The organism is Candidatus Binataceae bacterium (genome assembly GCA_036495685.1).
Lineage (GTDB): Bacteria > Desulfobacterota > Binatia > Binatales > Binataceae > JAFAHS01.
This window is the reverse complement of record DASXMJ010000186.1, coordinates 1-23,322: the sequence shown is the minus strand read 5'-3', so window position 1 is coordinate 23,322 and position 23,322 is coordinate 1. Positions and strand designations below refer to the sequence as shown.

General features: G+C 60.3%; 23 protein-coding genes. 12 read left to right on the top strand and 11 right to left on the bottom strand.

Annotated features, from left to right (window positions below; genetic code table 11):
* Positions 1–15: 15 nt before the first annotated feature.
* On the bottom strand, positions 16–444 hold the full coding sequence (locus tag VGI36_17035; GenBank protein ID HEY2486851.1) for a LysR substrate-binding domain-containing protein: 429 nt from the start codon (positions 442–444) through the stop codon (positions 16–18).
* A gap of 806 nt (positions 445–1,250) precedes the next feature.
* On the opposite strand from VGI36_17035, the gene VGI36_17030 reads away from it, so the two are divergent.
* From VGI36_17030 to VGI36_17015, 4 genes are all read left to right on the top strand, one after another.
* The gene (locus VGI36_17030) at positions 1,251–1,733 is read left to right on the top strand and encodes a hypothetical protein (GenBank protein HEY2486850.1); all 483 of its coding nucleotides are present in this window, start codon (positions 1,251–1,253) and stop codon (positions 1,731–1,733) included.
* 196 nt (positions 1,734–1,929) lie between these two features.
* Positions 1,930–2,103, top strand: a complete 174-nt coding sequence (locus tag VGI36_17025; protein HEY2486849.1) for a hypothetical protein — start codon at positions 1,930–1,932, stop codon at positions 2,101–2,103.
* A gap of 552 nt (positions 2,104–2,655) precedes the next feature.
* Positions 2,656–3,261, top strand: coding sequence for a carboxymuconolactone decarboxylase family protein (locus VGI36_17020; protein ID HEY2486848.1), 606 nt, complete (start codon positions 2,656–2,658; stop codon positions 3,259–3,261).
* Complete coding sequence (locus tag VGI36_17015; GenBank protein ID HEY2486847.1) at positions 3,258–4,070, top strand: Dam family site-specific DNA-(adenine-N6)-methyltransferase; 813 nt, start codon at positions 3,258–3,260, stop codon at positions 4,068–4,070. The genes VGI36_17020 and VGI36_17015 overlap by 4 nt, the downstream gene beginning before the upstream one ends.
* 244 nt (positions 4,071–4,314) lie before the next feature.
* Here the strand turns inward: VGI36_17015 and VGI36_17010 are convergent, their stop codons facing one another.
* Positions 4,315–4,743 carry a DUF6306 domain-containing protein gene (locus VGI36_17010; GenBank protein ID HEY2486846.1) on the bottom strand — a complete coding sequence of 143 codons (429 nt, stop codon included), beginning with the start codon at positions 4,741–4,743 and terminating at the stop codon, positions 4,315–4,317.
* A 195-nt stretch (positions 4,744–4,938) separates the two neighbouring features.
* On the opposite strand from VGI36_17010, the gene VGI36_17005 reads away from it, so the two are divergent.
* Both VGI36_17005 and VGI36_17000 read left to right on the top strand, forming a co-directional pair.
* Positions 4,939–6,468 (top strand): acyl--CoA ligase, encoded by a 1,530-nt coding sequence (locus tag VGI36_17005; GenBank protein ID HEY2486845.1) that lies wholly within the window; start codon positions 4,939–4,941, stop codon positions 6,466–6,468.
* Positions 6,465–7,445: a 2-dehydropantoate 2-reductase gene (locus VGI36_17000; GenBank protein HEY2486844.1), complete on the top strand. Its 981-nt coding sequence runs from the start codon at positions 6,465–6,467 to the stop codon at positions 7,443–7,445. The genes VGI36_17005 and VGI36_17000 overlap by 4 nt, the downstream gene beginning before the upstream one ends.
* Positions 7,446–7,503: 58 nt before the next feature.
* On the opposite strand, the gene VGI36_16995 is transcribed toward VGI36_17000, so the two are convergent.
* From VGI36_16995 to VGI36_16975, 5 genes are all read right to left on the bottom strand, one after another.
* Positions 7,504–8,046: a pyridoxamine 5'-phosphate oxidase family protein gene (locus VGI36_16995; GenBank protein HEY2486843.1), complete on the bottom strand. Its 543-nt coding sequence runs from the start codon at positions 8,044–8,046 to the stop codon at positions 7,504–7,506.
* Between the two features lie 229 nt (positions 8,047–8,275).
* Positions 8,276–11,395, bottom strand: coding sequence for an efflux RND transporter permease subunit (locus VGI36_16990; GenBank protein HEY2486842.1), 3,120 nt, complete (start codon positions 11,393–11,395; stop codon positions 8,276–8,278).
* A complete protein-coding gene (locus tag VGI36_16985; protein HEY2486841.1) occupies positions 11,392–12,486 on the bottom strand; it encodes an efflux RND transporter periplasmic adaptor subunit in 1,095 nt (364 codons plus the stop codon). Before VGI36_16985 ends, VGI36_16990 begins: the two co-directional genes overlap by 4 nt.
* Positions 12,487–12,490: 4 nt before the next feature.
* Positions 12,491–13,114, bottom strand: a complete 624-nt coding sequence (locus tag VGI36_16980; protein ID HEY2486840.1) for a TetR family transcriptional regulator — start codon at positions 13,112–13,114, stop codon at positions 12,491–12,493.
* 145 nt (positions 13,115–13,259) lie between these two features.
* Positions 13,260–14,246 (bottom strand): hypothetical protein, encoded by a 987-nt coding sequence (locus VGI36_16975; protein HEY2486839.1) that lies wholly within the window; start codon positions 14,244–14,246, stop codon positions 13,260–13,262.
* Between VGI36_16975 and VGI36_16970 the strand changes: the two genes are divergently transcribed.
* Positions 14,211–14,819: a CDP-alcohol phosphatidyltransferase family protein gene (locus VGI36_16970; GenBank protein ID HEY2486838.1), complete on the top strand. Its 609-nt coding sequence runs from the start codon at positions 14,211–14,213 to the stop codon at positions 14,817–14,819. The genes VGI36_16975 and VGI36_16970 overlap by 36 nt on opposite strands.
* A gap of 66 nt (positions 14,820–14,885) precedes the next feature.
* Here VGI36_16970 and VGI36_16965 read toward each other — a convergent pair whose 3' ends face one another.
* The 3 genes from VGI36_16965 to VGI36_16955 form a co-directional block, all read right to left on the bottom strand.
* Complete coding sequence (locus VGI36_16965; protein HEY2486837.1) at positions 14,886–16,052, bottom strand: LLM class flavin-dependent oxidoreductase; 1,167 nt, start codon at positions 16,050–16,052, stop codon at positions 14,886–14,888.
* A 63-nt stretch (positions 16,053–16,115) separates the two neighbouring features.
* On the bottom strand, positions 16,116–16,508 hold the full coding sequence (locus tag VGI36_16960) for a nuclear transport factor 2 family protein (protein HEY2486836.1): 393 nt from the start codon (positions 16,506–16,508) through the stop codon (positions 16,116–16,118).
* A gap of 59 nt (positions 16,509–16,567) precedes the next feature.
* Entirely contained in the window at positions 16,568–17,227 is a 660-nt protein-coding gene (locus VGI36_16955) for a DUF2231 domain-containing protein (protein ID HEY2486835.1), read from the bottom strand.
* A 208-nt stretch (positions 17,228–17,435) separates the two neighbouring features.
* Between VGI36_16955 and VGI36_16950 the strand changes: the two genes are divergently transcribed.
* The 5 genes from VGI36_16950 to VGI36_16930 all read left to right on the top strand — a co-directional run bounded on the left by VGI36_16950 (position 17,436) and on the right by VGI36_16930 (position 22,220).
* Positions 17,436–19,169, top strand: a complete 1,734-nt coding sequence (locus VGI36_16950) for an ABC transporter permease subunit (protein ID HEY2486834.1) — start codon at positions 17,436–17,438, stop codon at positions 19,167–19,169.
* Between the two features lie 33 nt (positions 19,170–19,202).
* A complete protein-coding gene (locus VGI36_16945; protein HEY2486833.1) occupies positions 19,203–19,961 on the top strand; it encodes an ABC transporter ATP-binding protein in 759 nt (252 codons plus the stop codon).
* The gene (locus VGI36_16940; GenBank protein HEY2486832.1) at positions 19,961–20,449 is read left to right on the top strand and encodes an AAA-associated domain-containing protein; all 489 of its coding nucleotides are present in this window, start codon (positions 19,961–19,963) and stop codon (positions 20,447–20,449) included. Before VGI36_16945 ends, VGI36_16940 begins: the two co-directional genes overlap by 1 nt.
* A gap of 23 nt (positions 20,450–20,472) precedes the next feature.
* Positions 20,473–20,850 (top strand): limonene-1,2-epoxide hydrolase family protein, encoded by a 378-nt coding sequence (locus tag VGI36_16935; protein ID HEY2486831.1) that lies wholly within the window; start codon positions 20,473–20,475, stop codon positions 20,848–20,850.
* 89 nt (positions 20,851–20,939) lie between these two features.
* A complete protein-coding gene (locus VGI36_16930; protein ID HEY2486830.1) occupies positions 20,940–22,220 on the top strand; it encodes a hypothetical protein in 1,281 nt (426 codons plus the stop codon).
* 228 nt (positions 22,221–22,448) lie between these two features.
* On the opposite strand, the gene VGI36_16925 is transcribed toward VGI36_16930, so the two are convergent.
* A partial coding sequence (locus VGI36_16925; GenBank protein HEY2486829.1) for a vWA domain-containing protein occupies positions 22,449–23,322 on the bottom strand: 874 nt, incomplete at its 5' end.

The following is a 23,322-nucleotide window of genomic DNA, read 5'->3' as shown; positions in this document are numbered from 1 at the left end:
GTATGGGTTTCAGCCTTACGAGATTTTCGCTCGAAACGCGATGCGCGCGCCGTCGGTCGATTCGTTCATGAACTGCAAGGTAGGCGCGGGAAGGATGTACATCCACGCAACCAGGTCCTGGTGTGCGAGTCCCTTGCCGCGCTCCGGACTCGGATGGCTCTTCAGGTACTCGGTCGACGCATAGAGCATGAAGCTGAATCTCGCGATGCGCAGGCATATCAAGCCGGGCTCTTCGGGCCGTCTATCGCGCAAGGCGATATCCGCCTGCCTCCGTCCGATGTCCAGTTTGCGATGGTCGGGCAGGACTTCGACGTCGATCTCGGGATGGTGCACCCGCAGGTGCTGCAGGGCCGGGGTCACGAACCGTGCAGCGAAGATCTCCGTGACGGTCACCCGCACCAGGTCTGCGGCGGCAAGGTCCTTGCCGGCGGCGGCGCTCCACATCGATCGCCGTAGCCCGGCACCACGGAAGCGGGCAGGGTCGTCCAGTTCGGCAACGAGATAGACCCTGCTGTCTGAGCACCGATGCCACTTGTGAGTAGCTTCCCGAGCTCGTGACTATCGAGCTTCGGCTTGATATCACGTTCGAGCTCACGTCCAGGAGCGAACTCGTCCTGAACCCTAATTCTTAGTTAGGAGGGACACGGTTCGAGCGCTCTTGAATGCCGACTACCCTGATGCCCCAGGTAGCTTTCAATGCCGCCAACTGAGCAGAAATGAACCCCAACAAGCTCGCGTACTGGTGCTGGCCTATCGTGTCGATCAGAGCGGGCGCTGGAGAGCCTGCTCGAAGCTGTCTCGATTTCCATGTCCCCGTAGTGTCGAATAGTCGGGCTCCAATCCCAAGACTTCTTTATCGTCCCTGAGCCCGATAACGATCCCCTGCCTTCAGCCTGCGAGTTCATAAACGCTGGGATGGCAATCCCGGTGTGGTCCGGCCAAGGATCGGTCGCTCCTTATTGCTGGTTCCTCCTGTCCAACATGAAGGCATAGTTGTTCAGAACTGGCAGTTCGATTGGGCAGACCAAAAGGATTCTCGGGGGTCACGCCTTTAGGCATAAGCGCGCGAACCTTAAGGTTCGTTTAGGATTCGAGACAATCAGGTTTTCTGCCCCTTTGCGTCTATCGCAATACGGCGAATTGCCGATCTGGAGAACTGGCTTATACGGCGATTCCGTGCGATTCCGCGCTCCCGGCGGTTGGCACTCTCTATGCTGTGTAGATCGACAGAAGGTTCGGAGGTAACGAAGATGACATCTCCAAGAATGATGTTTAAGCGCTTGATTCCGATAGCGCTGGCGAGCGCCGCGATGCTGGTGCTCGCGATGCCTATGACGGCGATGGCCAACGAGTGGACCCATCATCAGGCTGCGGTCCGTCACGACATTGCGGTTCACAATTTCGCTCTGCGCCATGATGCAGCGGTCCATCGCTATGACGATTACCGTGCGGCGCGGCGAGCTTATGCTCCCAACTACGCGTACGGTCCGCGTCCGGGATTTAACCCGCCCGCCTATGCCCCCGTAGCGCCCGCTTACGGGACTCCGTATGCCGGGGGATACGGTTATGGAGGGTGCGCTAACACGACGCGAATGCAGAATGTGTATCGCCAGGACCTTGCCACCGGCCATCCTGCCGCCGCTAATGACGTGGTTCGCCAGATGCGCAGCTGCGGTGTAGGTGGCTACCCGTATGCGCAGAACGTCTTTGGTAACTTCCAGCGGCTTTGGTAATCACCTCCTTCGAGGATTCGCGACCAATGCGCCCCCACCAGCGGGGCGCTTTCTATCCATACCGTCGCTGGAATCGGAGTCACCAGAAATCCAAGTAAATTCCGATTGCCGCTAGGCAGGGCCACCGGGAACTTGAATCCCGGTAATCGGACTCTTCTGCTGGCTCCATTGAGCGAGCATGTGTAGCGAAGTCACGATGAACCGCGCTTGGTACTCCATCATCATGCCCATGCTTAAGGAGGGACGGCCGCTGGTCAGGATCTCGCCCCCAATCGGCAGCCCGGACGGCAAAACCACGCTGGTGGGAAACGGCCGGACCCGCGAGGTAATCGGGCATACGACGGCCAAGCCGGTGTCGGGTGAAACCTGACGAGGAGACTACCAGGGCAGACCCCCCTAATCAGGCAGCGCGCAGGTGGGTCACTTCACTCCAGACCTCCCGCAACATTGGGTCAGCATTTAACCGGCGTTGACACCCTCTTGAACGCTGACTCCCTGATGGATCACGGGTCGCTTGTGATGCCGCCAACTGTTTCGGTTCTGTGCCGTGGGCTCGTTTGGGGAGAGTTGGCGTACCATCAGGGGCTCGACTAGAAAACCTTTGGTTTCTTGAAATGTTTCGTGACGGATTGGTGTGGCTGGCGGTCCGGAAAGGCATGTGAGGCAAGTGCTCTAACCGGGCTGAGCTATGCGTCCACCGCGAGTCGCGATTATCTCGCCGGCTGGCGCTCGTGACAAGATGCGCCGCCTACTTGTCATAGACATTGGGAATGTCCGGGGCATGAACCTTTAAGACGTCCGACCCCTACGGCCGAAGGACCGCTAAGGCACACCTCGGCCTTACGCATTTCCGTCCCTGGACGCCATTGACGGCTGGGCCGTGCTTGAGACAAGGTGGCGAAAATTGGATGGGAGAACGGCGATGGGACGCTTGCGGCAAGTCAATCTGGTGGAGGCATCTCCGGAGATCAAAGAGCTTTACAAACAGTTCTTCGGCGATCGCGATCCGGTCAAGGAACCTGGTACCGCCACTGGTACTCCGGGCGATTATTGGACCACCTTTGCGCTGGTGCCGGATATCTTGTTCCAGGCACGCACTACCCTTGGCTCTATGATGGCGCCGGGGCGCAAGCTGCCCGCGCCGCTGCGGGAGCTCGCGATTCTGCGCACCGGAATCGTCGGTGACTCGCGGTTCGAGTACTCGCAGCATCTCAAGGTGGCTCGGATGGTCGGAGTTGCTGAAGAAAAGTTGCAGGCAATCAAAGGCTGGGTTGTGAGCGACAAGTTCACCTTAGTCGAGCGCGCCGTTATGCAGGCAACCGACGAGCTCGTCGGTCGCAATCTGGTTGAAGATGAGACCTTCGCGGAGTTGAAGCAACATCTTTCGGATGAGCAGATCCTGGAGCTGTTCTATGTGATTGGCCTGTGGCGGATGCACGGGATGATCGTGCGCGCCCTTCATCTCGAGTACGATAACGCTACGACGGCGCGAATGAAGGAGATTCCCGCGCCGCCGCCCACGAAGTGAACCTGTCCATCGCGGAAGCCACGCCCAAGTCGTTGTGTCCACCGCTCAAATGGGCGGGTGGCAAGCGATGGCTGGTCCCGACAATTTTTGAGCTCTGGGATAAATGCGGCCGGCCGCGTCTGGTAGAGCCGCTCTGCGGCGGCCTGGCTATCGTACTGGGCCTGAGGCCTTCGCGAGCCATCCTCAGCGACATCAATCCGCACAACATCAATTTTTACAAGTGGCTCAAACGGGGGCTGAGAATCTCACTCCCCATGGAGAACCGCGCCGAGCGCTATTACGCGCATCGCGAGCGATTCAACCACTTGATCGAATCGAAGCAGGCGGAGTCCGCCGAAGCGGCAGCACTTTTCTATTATCTGAATCGAACCGGCTACAATGGGCTGTGCCGCTTCAACTCGACTGGACGCTTCAACGTGCCCTTCGGAAAATATCGGCGCATCTTATATCGAGAAGATTTTTCCGCCTATCGACGCGCATTTGCCAGGTGGACTTTCTGCTGTCGCGATTTTGAAGCGATCGAGCTCCTCGATGGTGATTTCGTCTACGCCGATCCTCCCTACGATGTCCAATTCACGCGGTACTCCCAACAGGACTTTCGTTGGGACGAGCAGGTGCGGCTCGCGCGCTGGCTGATGAAGCATCGTGGGCCCGTGGTGATTTCGAATCAGGCGACCGAACGGGTGGTAGAGCTGTACGAGGCGCTGGGGTTCCAAACCCGGATTCTTAAAGCGCCGCGGCGTATCAGCTGCACTGGGGATCGGACTCCCGCAGATGAAGTACTCGCGGTTAGGAATATGCGTATTTAACCGCGAACACGCCGACCTTATACCCCGACAGAGGACGCGCGCACCCCCTCGAGCTGAGAGGGTCTGACGGTACGATCGTGTGCCGGAACAACCGCCAGCCGCCACTCGGAAGGGACGAAGATCACACCGGAAACCGGAACCCGAGATTCAGGGTACGCACATTGAAAAAGGCTCAAGCTGGAAGTCCTTTTACTCAAACCACCAGAACTTGGGAAAGAAAACCTGCGGATTCAGGACGGCTCGGTCAGGCTTCCGGCGGGAGCAGGCGGATTACTTCCGCGCGGCCCCATTCAACTTCTGCGCGGTGCCGATTCGCCATCGCCGACAGGTAGTCGTGAATCAGCCCATTGGCGGGCGCCACTGCCAGGGCTTCCTCGGTCTTACGTGCCGCCCACTCCTGACCGCGTGACAGCATGCTCAGCCGCTCGCGCACCGTCGAGAGAGCGGCGACCTTGGCGGCGAATGGGCCCGTCTTTTCGGATGGGGTTCCACCGTTGTCGCGGATGAGCTTTTCTAAGTCGCGTACGTTGGCCGCTTCGTGCGTCCGCGACCCGGCCAGAAAACGCCGCAGCTCTTCATGCTCGACCTCGCGCCCGAGTTCATCGAGTGCCAGCACCCCGGCGCGCTCCGATTCCAGCAGCAGGTTGAGCTTCTGCTCGAGGCGCGAGTCCATGCGCGAATCTAGGCCGCCCGTAACCACAAGCGCAAGTCGCCCTCCCTGCAAAAGCACCCGGCCGAGTAGTCGCTTCTGACCGCGAACCAGCAAACTTATGTGTGATACACTTCGAGTCGTGCTTAGCCATTGCCCCGAAGCTGCTTTCAGGCGGACCATTGAATATGCCATGCGCCACGCCGCGACGATTCACTCATGTACGAAGCCGATACGATCGCCAAGTTAGTCGAGCGCGGCGATCCCGATAGTCCTGCACTGGCTGCTCCCGGCCGTAGCGCTCTCAGCTACCCAGTCTTGCGCGCGCTCATCGAGCGGACCACTCGCTCAATCCGTGCGCTGGGCATCGGGCTGGGCGATCGAGTTGCTATCGTTTTGCCTAATGGTCCGGAAATGGCGAGCGCGTTCCTGGCAGTCGGAAGCATCGCGACCGCCGCTCCCCTAAATCCCGGATACCGACTCGGAGAATTTGATTTCTATCTCTCCGATCTCAATGCCAAGGCTCTACTGATTCTCGCGGGCATGGATAGCCCTGCACGCGAGGTTGCCGACACGCGAGGGATTCCGATTGTCGAGCTCGAAGTTGATCCGGCGAAACCGGCCGGCGAGTTTTCGTTACACCCCGTGGGCCCCGCGCCAACCCGCGCGAGTGACGGCGGACCCGGCGGTCCGGATGATATTGCGCTGGTCCTTCATACCTCAGGAACCACCTCGCGACCCAAGATGGTCCCACTCAGTCATCGCAATGTGACAGCCTCCGCGATCAATGTGAGCCGGACGCTGCGTCTGACGCGTGACGATGTTTGCCTGAACATCATGCCGCTGTTTCATATCCACGGCTTGATCGGAGCGGTCTTGTCCAGCATTGCGGCGGGAGCCTCGATCGCGTGTGCACCGAGTTTCGACGCGCTAAAGTTTTTTCGATGGTTTGCGGAAACCAACCCGACCTGGTACTCGGCCGTTCCCACCATGCACCAGGCGATCCTCAAGCGCGCCGCGCGCAACTCGGAGGTCATCGCAGCAGGCTGCCTGCGCCTGATTCGTTCATCGTCTTCTTCGCTGCCACCGCAGGTAATGCACGAGTTGGAGAAAGTTTTTGGCGCCCCGGTCATCGAAGCGTACGGGATGACCGAAGCCGCGCATCAGATGGCCTCCAACCCCCTGCCCCCCGGCGAACGGTTTGCGGGCAGCGTTGGAATTGCGGCAGGTCCGGAAATAGCGATCATGAGTGATGCAGGCAACGTCCTAAAGGCGAACGAAATCGGTGAAGTGGTGATACGCGGCCGCAACGTCACCGCGGGCTACGCAAACAATCCTGACGCGAATACCCAAGCCTGGACTGACGGATGGTTCCGGACTGGGGATCAGGGCTATATCGACGAAGCAGGATACCTGAGGCTGACCGGACGCCTCAAAGAAATGATCAACCGCGGCGGCGAGAAGATTACTCCACTTGAGATCGAGGTCGCCTTGCTGGACCATCCCGCCGTCGCGCAGGCGGTAGTATTCGCGATGCCCCATCCGCTACTGGGTGAAGAAGTCGCGGCGGCCATCGTGTTGCACGAGGAGCTTTCCGCGGACGAACCGGAGCTACGCGAATTCGTGTCGGCTCGTCTCGCGCAGTTCAAGGTACCGCGCAAGATCGTGTTTCTCGAGACCATTCCCAAGGGGCCCACCGGCAAGCTGCAACGCATCGGATTGGCGAAGGTTCTCGGTCTGGACCCGTGAAGGTCGCGATTTTCGGCGCAGGAGCAATCGGCGGATTGCTGGGCGTCAAGCTGGTGCAAGCCGGCGCCGACGTGACTTTCATCGCTCGCGGACCGCATCTGGACGCGATCCGCGAGAACGGCATCACATTGATCAGCGAAGGCAAGCGGACGATCGTGAGGGCGCGCTGCTCCTCCGAGACCGACCAAATCGATCCGCAAGACTACGTGCTGGTGACGCTCAAGGCGCATTCGCTGCCCACGGCGGCGCCGCAAATTGCCAGACTTCTCGGTCCCGGGACCACGCTGATGATGGGCGTGAACGGGATCCCCTACTGGTATTTCTATGGTCTCGACTGCAAGTGGCGCGACCGCACCATCGAGAGCGTGGATCCCGGCGGCACCGTGTGGCTAACCCTGCCCCCATCGCGAGTAGTCGGCTGTGTGATCTATCCCGCGGCTGAAGTTATCGCACCCGGCGTAATCGAGCATACCTACGGCAATCGTTTCTCGCTGGGTGAGCCAGACGGATCGAAGAGTGAACGCCTCCAGTCGCTGTCGAGACAGCTTATCGCCGGCGGTCTGAAAGCTCCGATCCGCCAGCAACTTCGCGACGAACTGTGGCTGAAGCTGTGGGGCAACCTCTGTCTCAATCCGCTCTCAGTGCTGACGATCTCGACGCTCGACCGTCTCGCCGGTGAGCCGGACTTGCGCGAGGTGAGTCGTACCATGATGCAGGAGGCGCAGCGGGTCGCGGAGGCGCTGGGCGTGAAATTCGGCGTCGACCTCGAAAGACGCATCGACGGTGCCCTTGAAGTCGGCGCGCACAAGACCTCGATGTTGCAGGATCTCGAGCGCGGCCGCCCGATGGAGATCGAAGCGCTGCTGGGCGCGGTAGTGGAACTCGGCAATCTGACCGCTCAGCAAATGCCCATGTGCCGGGCAATTCTGGCGCTGACCCGCGAGCGCGCGCGACGCGCTCTGATGGAGAAGACCTAAACCGACCAGGTCCCCCAAAATGACCGCCGCCTGCCCAAGCGCGACCCGCGTGGCTCCGCTATCTCCGGAGTCGCGCCCCGGTGGCGGCCGCATAGTCTGGTGACGCCATCTTGGTACCTGAGTCGTAATAGCGTTTGGCCCAGATGCCGGTGTACGGCTCGTCGGCGTTGGGCATGCGCCAGGTGGTGATGCTCGCGCCGGCCCAGTCGACGCCGATCAACGCACGCGGCTGGTCGCGCGTCTCGCTCAAGTAGAAGTCTGCGGCGTCTTCGTCGATATAACGGCAGGCGATACGCCGGTAGACATCGTCCCATTTCCGATCCTCGCCAACTTCGTGGAGGATTTTGGCGATCCCTTCCACCAGGACCTTGCGATAGAGACCGGTGTCCTCGTCGATAGTGACCGCGACGCGCGGCTGGCGGCGGATATTTGCAAGAAACGCCGAATGCTTGCGCGGCGTGATGAGCACGTGACCGTGCTCGTAGATGAACCAGACCGGGACTACCGTGGGAGTGCCGTCGGCGCGTACCGTGGCGATGCGCGCGAGGTGATTTCTTTCGGCGAGAAACTTGTCGATTTCAATTTGCGAAAGCTTGGGCATTCTCCATAGTCGCGCGCGACGAGCCGATTCGCAAATGAGAGATCAAAATCCGCGGACTTCCTGACCTCGGTAGGTCGACAGTCCCGATAGCAGTCAGATCCCCCGCAGAGTTGCATCCAGTCTGGGTGGTCATCGGTTAACGATGCTCACGAGCGTGTCGGACGGCTCTGTCAAGCCACATCAAAGATTTCCGACTCGAGGCTCTTCCACCGCCTTGTTGCGAAATGGCCTAGTCGACCGCCTGACGGGAAGCCTCTATCTCGGGCTCGACCAACCTGAGGGCGGATTTCTGCGCGCGCAACCCATGCCACCAGGTTTCCAAGTCGTCGAACATCGAGTACGCCACCGGCGTGATGAGAAGCGTGATCAGCAGGCACAACGTCTGGCCGCCAATTACCACCAGCGCGATCGCGCGGACCGAGCTGTCGCCAGCACCCCGGCCAAGCGCGACCGGGATCATCCCGGCGACCAGCGCCGCGGTCGTCATCAGGATCGGTCGCAGACGTTGGCGGTTGGCTGTGAGAATGGCCTGAGTGCGGGGCAAACCCTGGCGCACCAAGTTCAGGGTCTGATCGATTTGCAGAATCGAATTTTTCTTGACGATTCCGAACAACAGCAGGATTCCCAGCGTCGAAAACAGCGTCAGATGGTCGCGGAAAACCAGTAATGAGATCAGTGCGAAGGGAACCGCCAGCGGCAACGACAGCATAATCGTTATCGGATGTATGAAGCTTTCGAACTGCGCGGCCAGCACCATGTACATGAAAATGATTGAAAGCAGGAAGGCCACCGCGAACCCGCCGACCATCTCTCCGTACATCTTGCTCTGGCCGCCGAACGCGGTCGTATAACCGATCGGCATGTCGAGCGCCGCGCCCTTCTTGCGCACCGTTTCGATCATCTTGTTCATCGCAGCCCCGGCGCCGAGATTGAATACGAGCGCGATTTGCCGCTGCCGATCCTGGCGATCGATCTCGACCGGGCCGGTCCCATGGGTCAGCGAAGCGACATTGTCCAGCCGCACTTGCTCGACCTTTGACGATGGCACCGTGAGCCCGGCGACAACCGCCGGATCATTGCGATCCTGGTCTTGGAGCTGGAGCCGGACATCGTAGGTGTCCTGGCCTTCGCGAAAGCGGGTGACGACGTCGCCTTGCAGCATGGTCCGCATGGTGGAGGCGACGTCATCGACGGAAACGCCGAGGTCTGCGGCCTTCTGCCGGTCGATGTGCACCTGCAACTCGGGCAGGCCGCCCTCGTAGCTCGAATCGAGATCGACCACGCCGGCCATGTTCTTCAACTCGGCGCTCAGGCGGTCCGAATAAGTCTTGATCACCTCGAGATCCGATCCCCGCAGGTCATATTCGACATCCGCCTCGCGATAGCCGTTCTGCTCCCAGGGCTTGACCGCATCGATGCTGAGCCGAAGAGCGGGGAACTCGCGCAGCAGGCCGCGCGCTTGCCCCATGACTGCTTCCTGACTGCGCCAACGCTCATTGATCGGCGCAAGTTTCGCGACGACCTGCGCCTTGGTGACGCTGTCGGAACCGTTGGTGTCGCCGACGGTGGTGAACAGGTGGCGCACCTCCGGAATCGTGCGCAGACGCGCTTCGATTTGCCGTACCACCGAATCGGTATGCAGAAGCGAGTACCCGGGCGGGGTCTTGATATTGACCGCAAACTCGCTGGTGTCGTCATCGGGCATGAACGACGCGCCTACCATTCTGCCCAGCGTGGGAATCGACAGGACCAGCGCGACCGAGGTCGCAATTATGATCCATCGATTACCGAGCGCCCAGCGCAGCGCAACGTCATACCATTCTTCCATCCACTTGAAGATGCGCCAGTCATGCGACTTGCGCTTGATCGCGCCCGCGCGCGGCAGAAAGCGCGAACACAGCATCGGGGTCAGCGTAAACGCGACCAGTAGCGACACCATGATCGCAAACGCCATCGTCAGCCCGAACGAGTTCAGGAACCGACCCATCACCCCCTTGATGAACGCGACCGGCACGAAGATGACGACCAGCGAGAGCGTAGTCGCGCTAACCGCCAGACCGACCTCGGCGGTGGCCGCCTTTGCCGCCGCCATCGGTTCCATGCCTTTTTCCTCGATGAACCGGTAGATGTTCTCCAACACCACGATCGCGTCATCGATCACGATTCCGACCGCGAGCGTGAGTGCGAGCAGGGTCATGCGGTTGAGCGTGAAGCCCATCCACAGGATCAGCGAGTAGGTCGAAATAATCGAAACCGGAATCGCCACCGCCGCGATGAGCGTGGAGCGGATAGAGCCCAGGAAGAAGAACACCACGATCGCGGCGCAGATTCCGCCGAGCACCAGGTGCTCCTGCACGGTGTGGACGGCTTCCTTGATAAAGGCAGAATGATCGCGCGTGAAAACGACTTCGACGCCAGGCGGCAGGGTACCTTTCAGTTCCTCGAAGCGCGCCCGCACGCGATCGACGACCGCGATGGTATTCTCGCCGGATTGCTTGCGCACCATCAGCGAGACCGCGTTGCTATTGTCCCAGCGCGACAGCGAGCGCGGTTCTTTCACGCTGTCTTCCACGGTCGCGATGTCGCCGACCGTGACTGGGCGCCCATCCTGCTCGCTCACGATAATGCGGGCAAAGTCCGGCACCTCGGTAATCCGCCCGAGCGTGCGGAGCATCTCCTCGGAAAGACCCTGTTTGAGTCGCCCGCCCGGGTATTCGACGTTTTGCCGTTCCAGCGCTGCCGCGACCTGCTGCATCGAGATGCCGGTCGCGTTGAGTTTGTTTGCGTCGACGGCGACGTGAATCTCGCGCTCGCGCCCACCGACAATGACGATATCCCCGACGCCATCGACGGATTCCAATGGCTCCTTCAGTTTGCGTCGCGCGATTTCGGTTAGTTCCTTGATACTCTGGTAGCCGACCACGGTCATGGTCAGGATCGGGACCGCGTCCAGCTCGAATTTCTGGACGAGCGGAGGCTTGGTGCCGTCGGGCAGCTGATTCAAAGCGCTCGAAATCTTGTCGCGCACGTCCTGCACGGCTGCATCCAGATCACGCTCCAGCTTGAACTGGACCATGATCTGCGAGATGCCCTCCATCGTGTTCGAGCGCAACTCGTCGATTCCGCTGACCGTGTTGATTGCTTCCTCGAGCGGCTTGGTGACACGAGCCTCGGTTTCCTCTGGTGCTGCGCCCGGAAGAGTTGTGGTGACCACCACGGAGGGCACGTCAACCTTGGGAAACAAATCGACGCCGAGACGTTCGTAGGAGAACCAACCGAGCACTACCAGCACGCCCACAAACATCGTGGCGAAGATCGGGCGGCGCACGCAGAGATCGGCGATAATCACGATGCTTCTCTCGCCGCGACCGGGGTGCCGTCAGCGAGACGATCGACTTCGCTGACGATTATTCGCTCGCCGGACCTGAGTCCTTCGGTGATTTCGATCTGGTTACCCATCAGCGTGCCGGTCTTCACCTCCCGGGCACGTGCAATTCCGTTCTCGACCACGAAAACCCGTGCTACTCCCGCGTAGCGCAGCACCGCAGTCTCGGGCACAAACACGGCCTGGTCCTGCCCAAGGTCCATCGCTACGTGGGCAAAGTAACCCGGCTTAAGCGTGCCCTGCGGGTTCGGGACCTCGGCCTCGACCAGCAGTGTGCGGCTTTGATCATCGAGGGCCGGTGCGATTCGGGTGATGGCGCCGGTATAGCTGACGCCCGGCTGCGCGTCGATCGTCAGCCGGACCGGCATACCCGGGCGTGCGAGCGGAACAAATCGTTCTGGCATCGGGCAGCGGAGCTTGATTGGATCGGTCGCGATCAACTCATAAAGTTGCGTGCCGACGGTCACGTACTGGCCCAGTGACGCCATCCGCTTCTGCACGGACCCGGAAAACGGCGCGCGGACGATGGTGTCGTCGAGTTTCTTGTGCGCCAGACCCGCGGCCTTGACTGCGGAGTCGACGTCGGCCTCATCAACCCGCAGCGTTGCGGCGGACTGATCGAACTCCTGCTGGGAGATCAGTTCCTGCTTGCGCAGCTCCTGGGCGCGGTCAAAGCGGGCACGCGAATTCTCAAGACGGGCACGCGCCTGGTCGACGGCGGCCGCGGCCGAGTCGAGGCGGAGCTGATACTCACGCGGGTCGATGCGCATCAAGACCTGACCTTCCTTCGCGCGATCCCCGAAATCGGCAGCGATCTGAACGACTGCGCCGTCCACATTGGCGGCAAGCGTCGTGCGCTCGCGCGGGTAGAGGGCCCCTTGCACCTGCGCGGTGCGTTCCATCGGGCGCATTTGGGTGGTGGCGACGAGGACAGTCATTCGCAGATCGGGGGAGTTGCTGGCGGCCTTGGCGACGGCAGTCGCGCGGCAACCGGTCATTGCCGAGAGGGCAAGGCCGGCCGCGCACAGCACGGTCGCGAGGCGGGTGGTGTTCATCAGCTCACGCGTTGGGCGTTGCGACGGTTCCCTTGAGAAACAAGTCCAGAACCAGGTCCGCGTCTTCTCCGATCGGAGTTTCGACCAACCCGAGCAGGCGGCGCCGCAAGCATCCGGTCATCATTTCGGTGAGCATGTAGGCGCAAAATTGAGGGTCGATGGTGCGGAAAAGATGCACTTTGACTGCCGACTCGAGAATTGTCGCGACGAAGTCGAGATGCTCGGTGTAGAGGCTGCGCAGAGCTTCGCCGCGTTCATCGCCGGGCTCGAAGGTGACGAATTTGCTCTCGAGAAAAAATGCTTTGAGGAAGTCCTGGTTGGAACTCTGGATCTCGAATTGACCCTTTACGAAGGCGCGCAGGCGCTCCAGCGGCGGAAGGTCGGTGCGGTCCGAACGCCGGGTCTCATCGATCATCGAGCGCAGGCCTTCGAACACGGCCGCGTGGAGCAAATCCTCTTTGTTCGAGAAGTAAAGATAGATAGTGCCCTTCGCGACGTGTGCTTCTTCGGCGACCCGATCGATGGTCGTGCCCTCAAACCCGTGACGCCCGATAACCCTGCGCGCGGCCTCCATGAGTTCCCTGATCCGGTATTCCTTGAGAACAGCTTCCTTTGTCATTACTGCCATAACTGGTCGTTCAGTCATATGAACGTATGTTCAGTCTAGCCATGCGGCGAGAAATGAGGCAAGAGACGATTTCGGTGCCGACCGCTCTTCAGAAGGCACAGAAAACGTTTGTGCTCACTCGATAATTTACGAAGAACGCAGCCTTTTAAGAGAAGGAAGAGCCGGGCAAGGACTCGAGTTTGGCGCCTAACAATTCGGCCAGCCGCTCCGCAGGCAGTCGGCGGAGTTCAGCCAGCGCAAAGCCCGACGCGGCGGCATGTCCTCCACCGCCGAAGCTCTCGGCAAGGGCTGCCAGGTTCACGTCGGAGTCGACGCTGCGGCGCAGACTGATACCCTGGCTTCGCAGGTCGAAAAGCGCCACGACGGTTCGATGCTGTCCCTCATATAGATGAGAGGCGACCTCGCTGCTGTAGCCGAAACAGCACGCCGTGCGTACCTTGATCCCGTTGGGCAGCTCGCGATCGACCATGGTGGCGCGCGCCAGTTCGACACTTTTGCGCATCGCTTCCTGGCCCTGGGCTAGCGCCAACCCCAGCCTGCGCGTCATCACCGGTCGTTCCAGTTTCATGATTTCGCGATATGACGCCATCCCGCCCAAGGTCTGCACCGCCAAAGCCCATTCGGAAGATTCCGGGATTTTGTGTACCCAGCGATCGTGATCGTCGGCAATCTCGACGAAGGCAAAGAATGAATCGAAAGCCTGACGCTGGCCCGCCGATAACGTCCGCGGCGCACTCCGCTTGAGATAGTTGAAGGTCAGGCGTGCGGCGCAATACTGCTCGGAAAGCACCTTGCCCGTAAACGGCACCTTGAACTCCGGCGCATCGGCGCGGGAGACTGCAGTACGATGGTGGTCGATCCAGTAGACGTGGGCCCCGCGATCGAGCAACGACTTCAAATGCGCGCCGGTCTCGACCGCGGTCCACGAGAGGTCCGTGATCCAAATCTCGTCGATGCCCTCGCGAGCCTTCAGCGTGAGGCTCTGGATAACCCGGTCGCTGTCGCTGTTGCCGGACAGGGTTGGAATGATGCGTTCGCCCGCATAGAAGCGTGCCACGGTGGCGGCAGCCATCACGCCGTCGAGGCATGAGGGGCCGTGGCTGACGATCTGGACAGTTCGTCGCGGCGACATACGTCTCCGATCTTAGAGCATTCGACCAAACCGCGCGAACGACACCGCGGGCTGATCGCGCGAACGCCGAACGCACTCACCGTTTCACGCTTCGTATTGGCAGCTGCATGGATTGTACTGGCGAGGGTCGCGCCTGAGGCATTCCCCGCGTTCGCCACACTCGCTGTCGTCGCGGCGCTGACCGATTTCATCGACGGCCGAGTCGCGCGCCGCCTTGGCGTCGCGCACGATGCGGGTGGATGGCTCGATTCGATCGCGGACGTGACCTTTATACTTGTCGCACTCGGCTGCTATGCATCAGCGCGCGAGCTTCCGTGGTCGATTCCCTGGTTGATCGCGCTGTCGTTTGGGCAATACACCTTCGATTCGCTCTGGCTTCATCGGGCCGACGCACCGGTGCGAAGCCGGCTGGGCCATTGGGGCGGAATCATCAACTACACCCTGGTGCTGGCGATGGCAGTGACGAAACCCGAATCTATTGCGCGCTCCTACATCCTCGAAGGTGTTCCGATCATCGAGCTTTTCTACATCGCAGCGATCATCGAGCGCGCGCTCGCATATCGCCGCAGGTGAAGCGCCCCGCGCCAAACTCTCCCTGCCCCTTCCCGCGGCCAACGGGGAACGGTGCCCGCGCGGTCCTTATTTCTGCCTCGGATGAGTCGCGTTGTAGTCGCGGATCGCTTTCAAGACAGCGCCGCTTGCCTTGTCCATGAGTTCCTTCTTCCTGGCCGAGACTCGATCTGCCGAATTCTGGATGGGGCGGATGAGTCCCTGGCAGCGCGGCATTACGTAGCGCGCGATCATTTCGTAGCTGCGCAACATCTGTTCGCGCGTGGTCCAATCGTGTGCAAAGGCCAGGATCGTTCCAAAGCCCCCGGACAGCTTTTGATAGTGTTCAATCTTCTCGAGCGCATCATCCGGCGTGCCGATTATCGCGCCGCCGTATTCGCTCATCCGCCGGGCTGCTTCATAACCATCGGCGAACGGCGAACGCTGCGGACTGCCGAGAATTCCCACGATGTACTCGTTTTGCCAGCGCTTGAGCCCTTCGGCGACTTCGCGGAGCGCCTGTTCTTTTGATTCGCCAAGATGAAATGGCACCACGATACGCCACTCCCCTCGATCGATCTTCTGGCCGAATTCCTTGGCCGAGGTCTCGCCAAAATTCCATTGCGTTGGCAGAGCCTGCAGACCTTCTTCCGAGTACGACGCGACCGAGAGCACACCCACCCCATACTTGCCGGCGCATTTCATTCCCGACGGAGAAACGGTCGATGCGACCGCGACCGGAATTCTGGCCTGCAATGGACGGAGCTGAAGCGCCCCATCGTGCAATTCGAACCACGCGCCCTTGTGGCTGAAAGGCTCCTCGGAATTTAGCAGGCGGAGTACCACGCCTAGGCCTTCATCCATCCGTTCGCGCTGGGTCATGGGATCGATGCCGAGCATCACCGCATCGGACGGCAGGGCTCCCGGACCAACCCCCAGCATCGCGCGCCCGTTGCTCAGATGATCGAGATGCACGATACGCTGGGCCACGTTGAAGGGGTGATGATACGGAATCGAGACCACACCGGTGCCGAGGCGGATTCGCTTGGTCCGCTCTGCGGCCGCGACCAGGAACATCTCGGGGGATCCGATGGTTTCCCAACCTCCGGAATGATGTTCTCCGACCCAGAATTCGTCGAAGTGCAACTGGTCGAGCCATGCCGCCAATTCCAGATCGCGCTGAAACTGGAGGGTAGGGTGCTCGCCGATTGGATGGTGCGGTGCGAGAAACACGCCGAACCCAAGACGTTTGTCCATTGCAGAAACTCCTCTTAGGTCTCGCCTCTGGGGCAGGCGACTTAAAACGATCGTTCCAGGCGCTCAGCCTCTGAGCGCTGCGGTTTGCGCCGAGTCCAGGTATTCATCGAGCCCGGTTATGCGGCCATTTTCGACCTTGCACACGATGCATGCGGGTATTGCGATCTCCTTCCCCGACGCTTTCACCTTGCCACGCAGCACGTGCTGCTGAATGAAGCCACTGGGCGTCGGCTGGCGGTGGATCTCGGTGTAGGAGATTTCAGCAATGTTCGCGACCACCCACTTGAGCACCGCCAGATTCTCATCGACGCTCTGCGCCAAGTTGTCGAAGTTGTGCCAGATCTTAGCATGGGGCGCGTAGATATCTTTGATTGCGTTCACGTCGCTGCGTTCGATCGCCTTGAATAGGCGATCCGCGACTTCGAGTGATTCCTTTGCCATTGCGCTTGGTTCCATCGCTAACTCTTCTTAGTCGCGCTTCTGCAGTACTCTTCTTTAGATCATACTCCTTTAGATCATACTCCGTCCGGGGTCGGCGACGCGGCCGGTGACGAACTCTGCGACGGAGCGGTGGTGGGCGAGCCGGCCATCGAAGGCGCTGAGGCTGGCGGCGGCCCTGCAGAAGGCTCTGGGGTGGGGACGGAAACCGTGGGCAGCGGCATCGCGGGCGAGGCGGATGGGGTCCCGGCCGGTGTCGCGCTCTGTTCTGCGGCCATCAATTGAGTACCCGCACCGTACGTATAGACCAGCACCCCGCCCAGATGTCCAACGTAGCCGAGGCCGCAGACCGCAACAAAAGCGACGAGGAGATAGACGGGCCGGGTGCCCGCGAAGACGCTGAGGCCTTCAATCAGGATTCGCCAAACAGCCAGGACGCCGAATACGATCGCCGCAATTTCGGCGAGGAATGCGTGGCGATGTAGGACCGCCTTGGCCGGGTCACTGAGCGCATTCCAGATTCTGCCGGCTTCCATGTCCCCGGTGGCATAGGAAGAGCCCGCGGAGAGCGCACCTAGGACCATCAGGGTGAGCGCGGTGTATCGCAACCACGCGCGCAAGGGAAACAGGCTCGCGATCAGGTCGATCAGCACGCCGACCATCAAGAGCGCAACCGTGAAGTGGTCGGCGACGGGATGGAGATCCAAGGGTTGCAGGAAATGCACTACGGCGTCCATCGATGCTCCGCTTTTGTCGGCCGTAGAAGAGGGCCGTCCGAGAAACGTGTCCCGCCTGTTATCGCAGAGCGAGGGTGTTCAATCAATTCGCTGTCCCTATCGACGGTCTGGATCGGGCGGGCGAAGCTTCGGCAAATTCATGAACAGAGCGTTACACACTTTGAGGCTTACCCGGACCTGACTATGCTGAAAAATTCGAGTCCGGCTCATGGATGCAACACCCTCCACCATCTCCGCGCGCCGACTGATGGGCGGAACGATCTCCTTCATTCTTGTGGCGGCGATAATCGCGCTGTTCTTCGCCTACCAGAAACGGGCGATGACCCTGGTCCATCATCCGCCCAGCATCGCGATCTCGCTCAGCCATCTACCGTATTACGTCTTTTGCTCATTCTACCGCATGCTCGCCGCGTACATCGTGGCGCTGGTCTTCTCGATCATATATGGAATGTCGGCGGCGCGCGGCGGACTGTGGGAACGAATCCTCATTCCGGTGGTTGATATCGCACAATCGGTGCCGGTGGTCGGCTTTTTTCCTGCCGCGATCTACTTTTTCGTCGCGCTCGCGCGTGGCCGGCTCGGCGTCGAGATGGCGGTAGTGTTCCTGATCTTCACCAGCCAGGCGTGGAACATGACGCTCGGCATCTACGAGTCGGTAAAGACCATCCCGGGAGATTCCAACGAATCGCTACAGGCATTCGGCGTGACCGGATGGCTCCGCTTTCAACGACTCCTGATGCCGGCGTCTGTGCCCAAGCTGGTCTACAACTCGATCCTGTCGTGGGTCGCAGGTTGGTACTACCTGACCGCTTGCGAAATTATCACCGTGGGACCCGCCAACTATCGTCTTCCCGGAATTGGCAGCTTTTTGATGCAGGCGGCCAACGACGGGCAGATTCTTGAGATTCTGGCAGGCCTTCTGGTGCTGCTTGCGGTAATCGTGCTGATGGACCTCATCGTGTGGCAGCCGCTTACCGAATGGTCGGAAAAGTTCCGCTTCGAGTTTGCCGCATCCTCAGGGCCGGCGCATTCGCTGGGAATGCTGGACGTGTTCGGTGGAATCGGCCCCGCGGTTTTAAGGATGCTGCGTACCATCCTGTTGCCGCCGTGGCGGGCGGCGGCACACGCGCTGGATAAAATGGCGCGCACCCGGGCACTTTCCAGTCCTGTGGCCAAGGGAACTTCCCGATTCCTGCGGCTGTTCCTGATTGGATCGCTGGTGATTTTTTCGGCGTGGGCCGTAGGCGCTGGATTGGTAGCCCTGGCGCACGCGCTGATTCGGCCGTGGCCGCCGGAAGCAAAACAGATTCCGAGCGCGATGCTAATGTCGTTCGGGCGACTGGTGATCGCGTATGCAATCTCGCTCGCCTGGACTGTGCCGTGCGCGCTGGCTGCCAGCGAGAGCGCCAAATTCAAGCGCATCCTCACCCCTCTCGCGGAAATCGCCGGTGCCGTCCCTGCCACCGCGTTCTTCCCCCTCATAGTGTTGTTCGTCGTGCGCCTGACCGGCGGGATGAACTTGGCGTCGATCCTGCTTATCCTCACCGGAATGCAATGGTACGTCCTGTTCAATCTGCTCGCCGGAGTGAACTCGGTGCCCGAGGACCTGAGAGAGGCCGCTCGCGCGTTTGGACTGTCGCGCTTTGCCACTTGGCGCAAACTGATCCTTCCTGCAGTTATGCCGTCTTTAATCACTGGCAGCTTGACTGCGTGGGGGGGCGGATGGAACGCACTTATTGTTTCGGAGTACGTCCCTTTTCGGGGACACACGTATACGGTCAACGGGTTGGGCGCTTTACTCCAGGTGGCGACTTGGGCTGGAAACGGAACCATGATCCTCCTGAGCCTGCTCTCGATGGTGCTGGTGGTGGTACTCTTAAATCGGGTCGTGTGGCGAAGGTTGTACGACAATGCCACCGAACGCTATCGACTTGACTACTAGGAAGCTGACCCGCGAGCCGGAACCTGCCGATCCATGGCCCTCCTCGAGCTGCATAACGTCTCCAAGACCTTCACGCTTCCCAAGGGGTCGCTCAATGTCCTCAAGGAGGTTTCCTTCAACGTTGAAGACGGGGAGTTCATCGCCCTGATCGGGCCCTCGGGATGCGGTAAGTCGACGCTGCTAAGAGTGATCAACGGAATCATTCCGCTAACTTCGGGACAGGTGCTGTATCGTGGCAAACAAGTCGACGGCATCAACCTGGAGTGCGCGTTGGTGTTTCAATCCTTCGCGCTTCTGCCCTGGCTCACGGTGAAAGCTAATGTCGAGATGGGACTGGAGCCGCGTGGAATCCCCCTCGAGGAACGCGAAAAACGCGCCAGCGTCTACATCGACAAGGTTGGACTCGATGGTTTCGAAGAGGCTTATCCGCGCGAGCTTTCGGGCGGGATGAAGCAAAGGGTCGGCTTTGCCCGTGCGCTAGCGGTCGAACCGCGGGTGCTGCTCATGGACGAGCCGTTCTCGGCGCTTGACGCTCTGACCGCGATCACCCTGCGCGAAGAACTGCTCGACATCTGGCAGGCCCCGGACATGTCGGTGGACACGATCGTTATCGTGACCCACATCATCGAGGAAGCGGTGGAATTGGCAGACCGGGTCATCGTGCTTGCCGCCAATCCCGGGAGCGTGGTCGCCGACCTTAAAGTGGATCTGCCGCGCCCGCGAGATCGGCGCTCCGAGCCGTTCAACGCGCTGACCGACAAGATCTTCTCGCTGATCGAGGAGCGCGCCTGATGGCTCCGGGGAATATCACTCCCGTTCCGGACTGCCAGCTGACCTGGATTTTCGGCCTGCTCGAATATCTGGAGGATCAGGGCGGACGCGAGGACGGCTACAAGATCGCGCGTGACCTGCAATTCAAGTTCAGCGACTTGCTCAAGGTAATGAAGGCGGCCGAGATTCTCGGGTTCGTTTCGACCCCCGCGGGCGATGTCGTGCTGGAGCCATTCGGTAAGCAGGTCCTCGAAAGCGACGTCAACCAGCGCAAGCTGCTGCTGCGCGAGCAGCTGAAGGAGCTTGGGCTGTTCGGTTACTTTGTCCGTCTGCTCCGGGCGCAGGAGGATCGCTCGCTCAGTAAGGAGGTGGTGCTCGAACATCTTGCGATGCTGCTCCCCAGCGAAAAGCCCGATCGGCTGTTCTGGGTGATTGTAAATTGGGGTCGTTTTGCGGAACTCTTCGGCTATAACAAAGACGAGGATCGCTTTTACCTCGATCAGGAATAAGGTTCCCCAGGGAGGATCGAATCATGGCGGAAGGAAGCCAGGACGTAGTCGCCAAATTCTGCGTGGCGTGGTCGCGCCGAAACCTCGATGAGTTGATGGGATACTTCACCGACGACGCCGAATACCAGAACATTCCAATGGGTCCTGCGGCGAAGGGTAAAGAAGCAATCAAGAAGGTCATCAACAGCTTTTTGCCCATGGCCAAGGGGCTTGAATTCAAGGTCCTCAACACCGCGACCAACGGCAACGTGGTTTTCAACGAACGCATCGACATCTTTGATCTCGGCGGCGGCAAGAAGATCGAGCTGCCCGTCACGGGAGTGTTCGAAGTGAGCGGCGGCAAGGTCGCGAAGTGGCGCGATTACTTCGACATGGCGATGTATACCAAGCAGCTCGGTTAACCGGAATTCCAGAAGTCCACAGTTGGTGCCGATTCGATTTCTGAATCGGTGCGCAGCTCCGTAGGCTCGGATTCTCCGGGAGGTATTTCATGCCCAAGGCGCCGCCGGACTACCAGCTTCGTTACCCGATCGACTTTGGGGATATCGATCCAACCGTCCCGCACAAAGTGGTCCAGCTCTACGCCGCCGACTTCGGCAAGTCGCGCGGGGTTCTGTGGCTTCCCTCCACGGGCAAGCCCAAAACTTGTGTGCTCATGTCACATCCGCGGGCCGAGTTCGGGCATCATTACTCGATTCCGTTCTGGGTCGAGGCCGGCTACGCCGCGTTCGGCTTCAACACCCGCTACCTAAACAACGACGCGACGATGCTGCATGAAAACCTGATGCTGGATCTAGCGGCGGCGATAAAATTTCTGCGCGAAGAAGAAGGGTTCGTGCGAATCGTAATGCTGGGGAACTCGGGCGGCGGCTCGTTCTTTGCCTACTACGACTCGCAGGCGCGCACGCCCAAGGGCCAGCGGGTTGCGTCGCCGCCGGGAGGTGGTCCGCCGGATTTGAATCAATTCGATTTGCCCACCGCCGACGCCTTCGTCATTCTTGCGGCACATCCAGGGCAGGGCATGGTGCTGATGAACTGTCTTGATGCAGCGGTAGTCGATGAGTCCGATCCGTTGGCGTCTGATGCCACCCTCGATATGTACGACGAGCGTAACGGCTTCAAAACGCCGCCCGCCACCAGCGGCTACTCAAAGGAATTCATTGAGCACTACCGCGCGGCACAGCGCGCGCGATGCGCTCGAATTGACGCGATCGCGCGGCGGCATATCGCGGAGGCGGGGGAGGCGCGTGCCACGATGCGCGCGGACGGTTTCGCCGACACGCCCGCGGAGCACCGCAATTACGTGGCGCGCCGCGCGATGGCGCCGCGGTACATGATCGTCTATCGGACTCAGGCAAACCCCAACTACTGCGATCTTTCAACCGATCCGTCGGAGCGCGTGGTCGGATCGATCATCTCGCCACGCCCCGACCTGGCGAACTACTCCGCGTTCGGGCTGGGGCGAATCGTCACCCCCGACGCCTGGCTCTCTACCTGGTCAGGACTCTCTTCCTACGCGAAGACCGCCGCCAACCTGCCGAAGGTTCTGGTGCCCACACTCGTCGTCGGCGCGAATGCAGACCAGGACATCTTCTTGTCGGATGTTCGCGCGGAATACGAAGTGTCCGGGGCCAGCGACAAGACCCTGGCGTTCATCGAGGGCGCCGAGCACTTCATGCGCGCCGGCGGCACAAAGGCCCATCTCGGAGACCCTCGCCCGCGCCTCATGAAGACGCTGGTGGAATGGACGCGGGCGCGCTTTCCGGCTTGAAACGACAGTGACACGGGCGTCTTTAACCCGATCGATGTCTCTTAGGTGCCATCGCCCGTGAAGACTCTTCTGAGTAGCGGCAGATTCGCCCACCCTCTCGCGAACGGAGGGAAGATAAAAAGGAATTCGCACACTATCATCGTGCGTGCGCTGAGAGATTATTGTCCCTCCCCGGCGAAAGAAAAGCTGATTCGGTCGCTACTCTGACATCGTAGAAGGGGTTTTCGTTCAATGCGAGGCTGCTTCGCTTACCGTTGCTAACTGCGCGACCTGTTCCGCCCAGTTGTTGCCGAACGCGAGCATCAAGACCTGCTGGTTGATCTGGTCGTTGCCTTCGAGGCTCTTCATCGAGCCGCCGCCGGCGTGTGCTAGCTCGAAATAGGCAGCGCGCGTCTGCTGATAGAAGGCCGGTAACGGCGAAACCTTGCCCGGTTCGGTGCGATGGACGCGAATGGCGAACTCGCGCTCGAAGCGTTCATGCTCCTGCGCTGTCACATCGATGGTGTTCAACACGCCGTTTTCACGGTGAAGCTTCCTGACGAGATCCAGGGTCCAGGAGAAACGGCCTGCTTTTGGAGGCGCATCGCCAACGACCACAACGATCTTGTGGGCATATGGTTTCCAATCCATTTGTTCGACCGCAGTCTGAATCGCGCCTGCCAGGTTCTCCTCCCATTCGCCGCCGCCCTTCGTTTGTATTCCAGTCAGAAATCGTTCGAGCTTCGCGGACGACAGGGTCAACGGTTGCACGTCAATCGGCTCGCCCTCGCCGCCGTACACGACGATCCCCATCCGCGCAGTGGGTACCAACCGATGGATTGCGCGGACCATCTCCGTCATTCGGGCCTTGACATCCTCCATGACCAACCGCATCGAGTCGGTTCCATCGATCACGAGCACGACATCGAGTCCTGTGCGGCGCAGATTGCCGATGAACCCAGAGAAACCGGAACCGATTCCTGGACCCTGCCCGGAGCCGGGACCGATTCCGATTCCGCTAGGCGAACGGACAAAGCCTTCCAGCGATCTCAGGGTCGGCTCATCGAGGGAATTTGCGCTGGGCGTTTCGAATTGCGAGGCAACATCGGGCATCGGCACATCG

What these genes read in the sequence shown, in the direction of transcription:
- VGI36_17035 (HEY2486851.1), bottom strand. Translation starts at nt 444, where the DNA reads ATGTGGAGCGCCGCCGCCGGCAAGGACCTTGCCGCCGCAGACCTGGTG.
- VGI36_17030 (HEY2486850.1), top strand. Translation starts at nt 1,251, where the DNA reads ATGACATCTCCAAGAATGATGTTTAAGCGCTTGATTCCGATAGCGCTG.
- VGI36_17025 (HEY2486849.1), top strand. Translation starts at nt 1,930, where the DNA reads ATGAACCGCGCTTGGTACTCCATCATCATGCCCATGCTTAAGGAGGGA.
- VGI36_17020 (HEY2486848.1), top strand. Translation starts at nt 2,656, where the DNA reads ATGGGACGCTTGCGGCAAGTCAATCTGGTGGAGGCATCTCCGGAGATC.
- VGI36_17010 (HEY2486846.1), bottom strand. Translation starts at nt 4,743, where the DNA reads ATGGACTCGCGCCTCGAGCAGAAGCTCAACCTGCTGCTGGAATCGGAG.
- VGI36_17005 (HEY2486845.1), top strand. Translation starts at nt 4,939, where the DNA reads ATGTACGAAGCCGATACGATCGCCAAGTTAGTCGAGCGCGGCGATCCC.
- VGI36_16995 (HEY2486843.1), bottom strand. Translation starts at nt 8,046, where the DNA reads ATGCCCAAGCTTTCGCAAATTGAAATCGACAAGTTTCTCGCCGAAAGA.
- VGI36_16985 (HEY2486841.1), bottom strand. Translation starts at nt 12,486, where the DNA reads ATGAACACCACCCGCCTCGCGACCGTGCTGTGCGCGGCCGGCCTTGCC.
- VGI36_16980 (HEY2486840.1), bottom strand. Translation starts at nt 13,114, where the DNA reads ATGGCAGTAATGACAAAGGAAGCTGTTCTCAAGGAATACCGGATCAGG.
- VGI36_16975 (HEY2486839.1), bottom strand. Translation starts at nt 14,246, where the DNA reads ATGTCGCCGCGACGAACTGTCCAGATCGTCAGCCACGGCCCCTCATGC.
- VGI36_16965 (HEY2486837.1), bottom strand. Translation starts at nt 16,052, where the DNA reads ATGGACAAACGTCTTGGGTTCGGCGTGTTTCTCGCACCGCACCATCCA.
- VGI36_16960 (HEY2486836.1), bottom strand. Translation starts at nt 16,508, where the DNA reads ATGGAACCAAGCGCAATGGCAAAGGAATCACTCGAAGTCGCGGATCGC.
- VGI36_16955 (HEY2486835.1), bottom strand. Translation starts at nt 17,227, where the DNA reads ATGGACGCCGTAGTGCATTTCCTGCAACCCTTGGATCTCCATCCCGTC.
- VGI36_16950 (HEY2486834.1), top strand. Translation starts at nt 17,436, where the DNA reads ATGGATGCAACACCCTCCACCATCTCCGCGCGCCGACTGATGGGCGGA.
- VGI36_16945 (HEY2486833.1), top strand. Translation starts at nt 19,203, where the DNA reads ATGGCCCTCCTCGAGCTGCATAACGTCTCCAAGACCTTCACGCTTCCC.
- VGI36_16940 (HEY2486832.1), top strand. Translation starts at nt 19,961, where the DNA reads ATGGCTCCGGGGAATATCACTCCCGTTCCGGACTGCCAGCTGACCTGG.
- VGI36_16935 (HEY2486831.1), top strand. Translation starts at nt 20,473, where the DNA reads ATGGCGGAAGGAAGCCAGGACGTAGTCGCCAAATTCTGCGTGGCGTGG.
- VGI36_16930 (HEY2486830.1), top strand. Translation starts at nt 20,940, where the DNA reads ATGCCCAAGGCGCCGCCGGACTACCAGCTTCGTTACCCGATCGACTTT.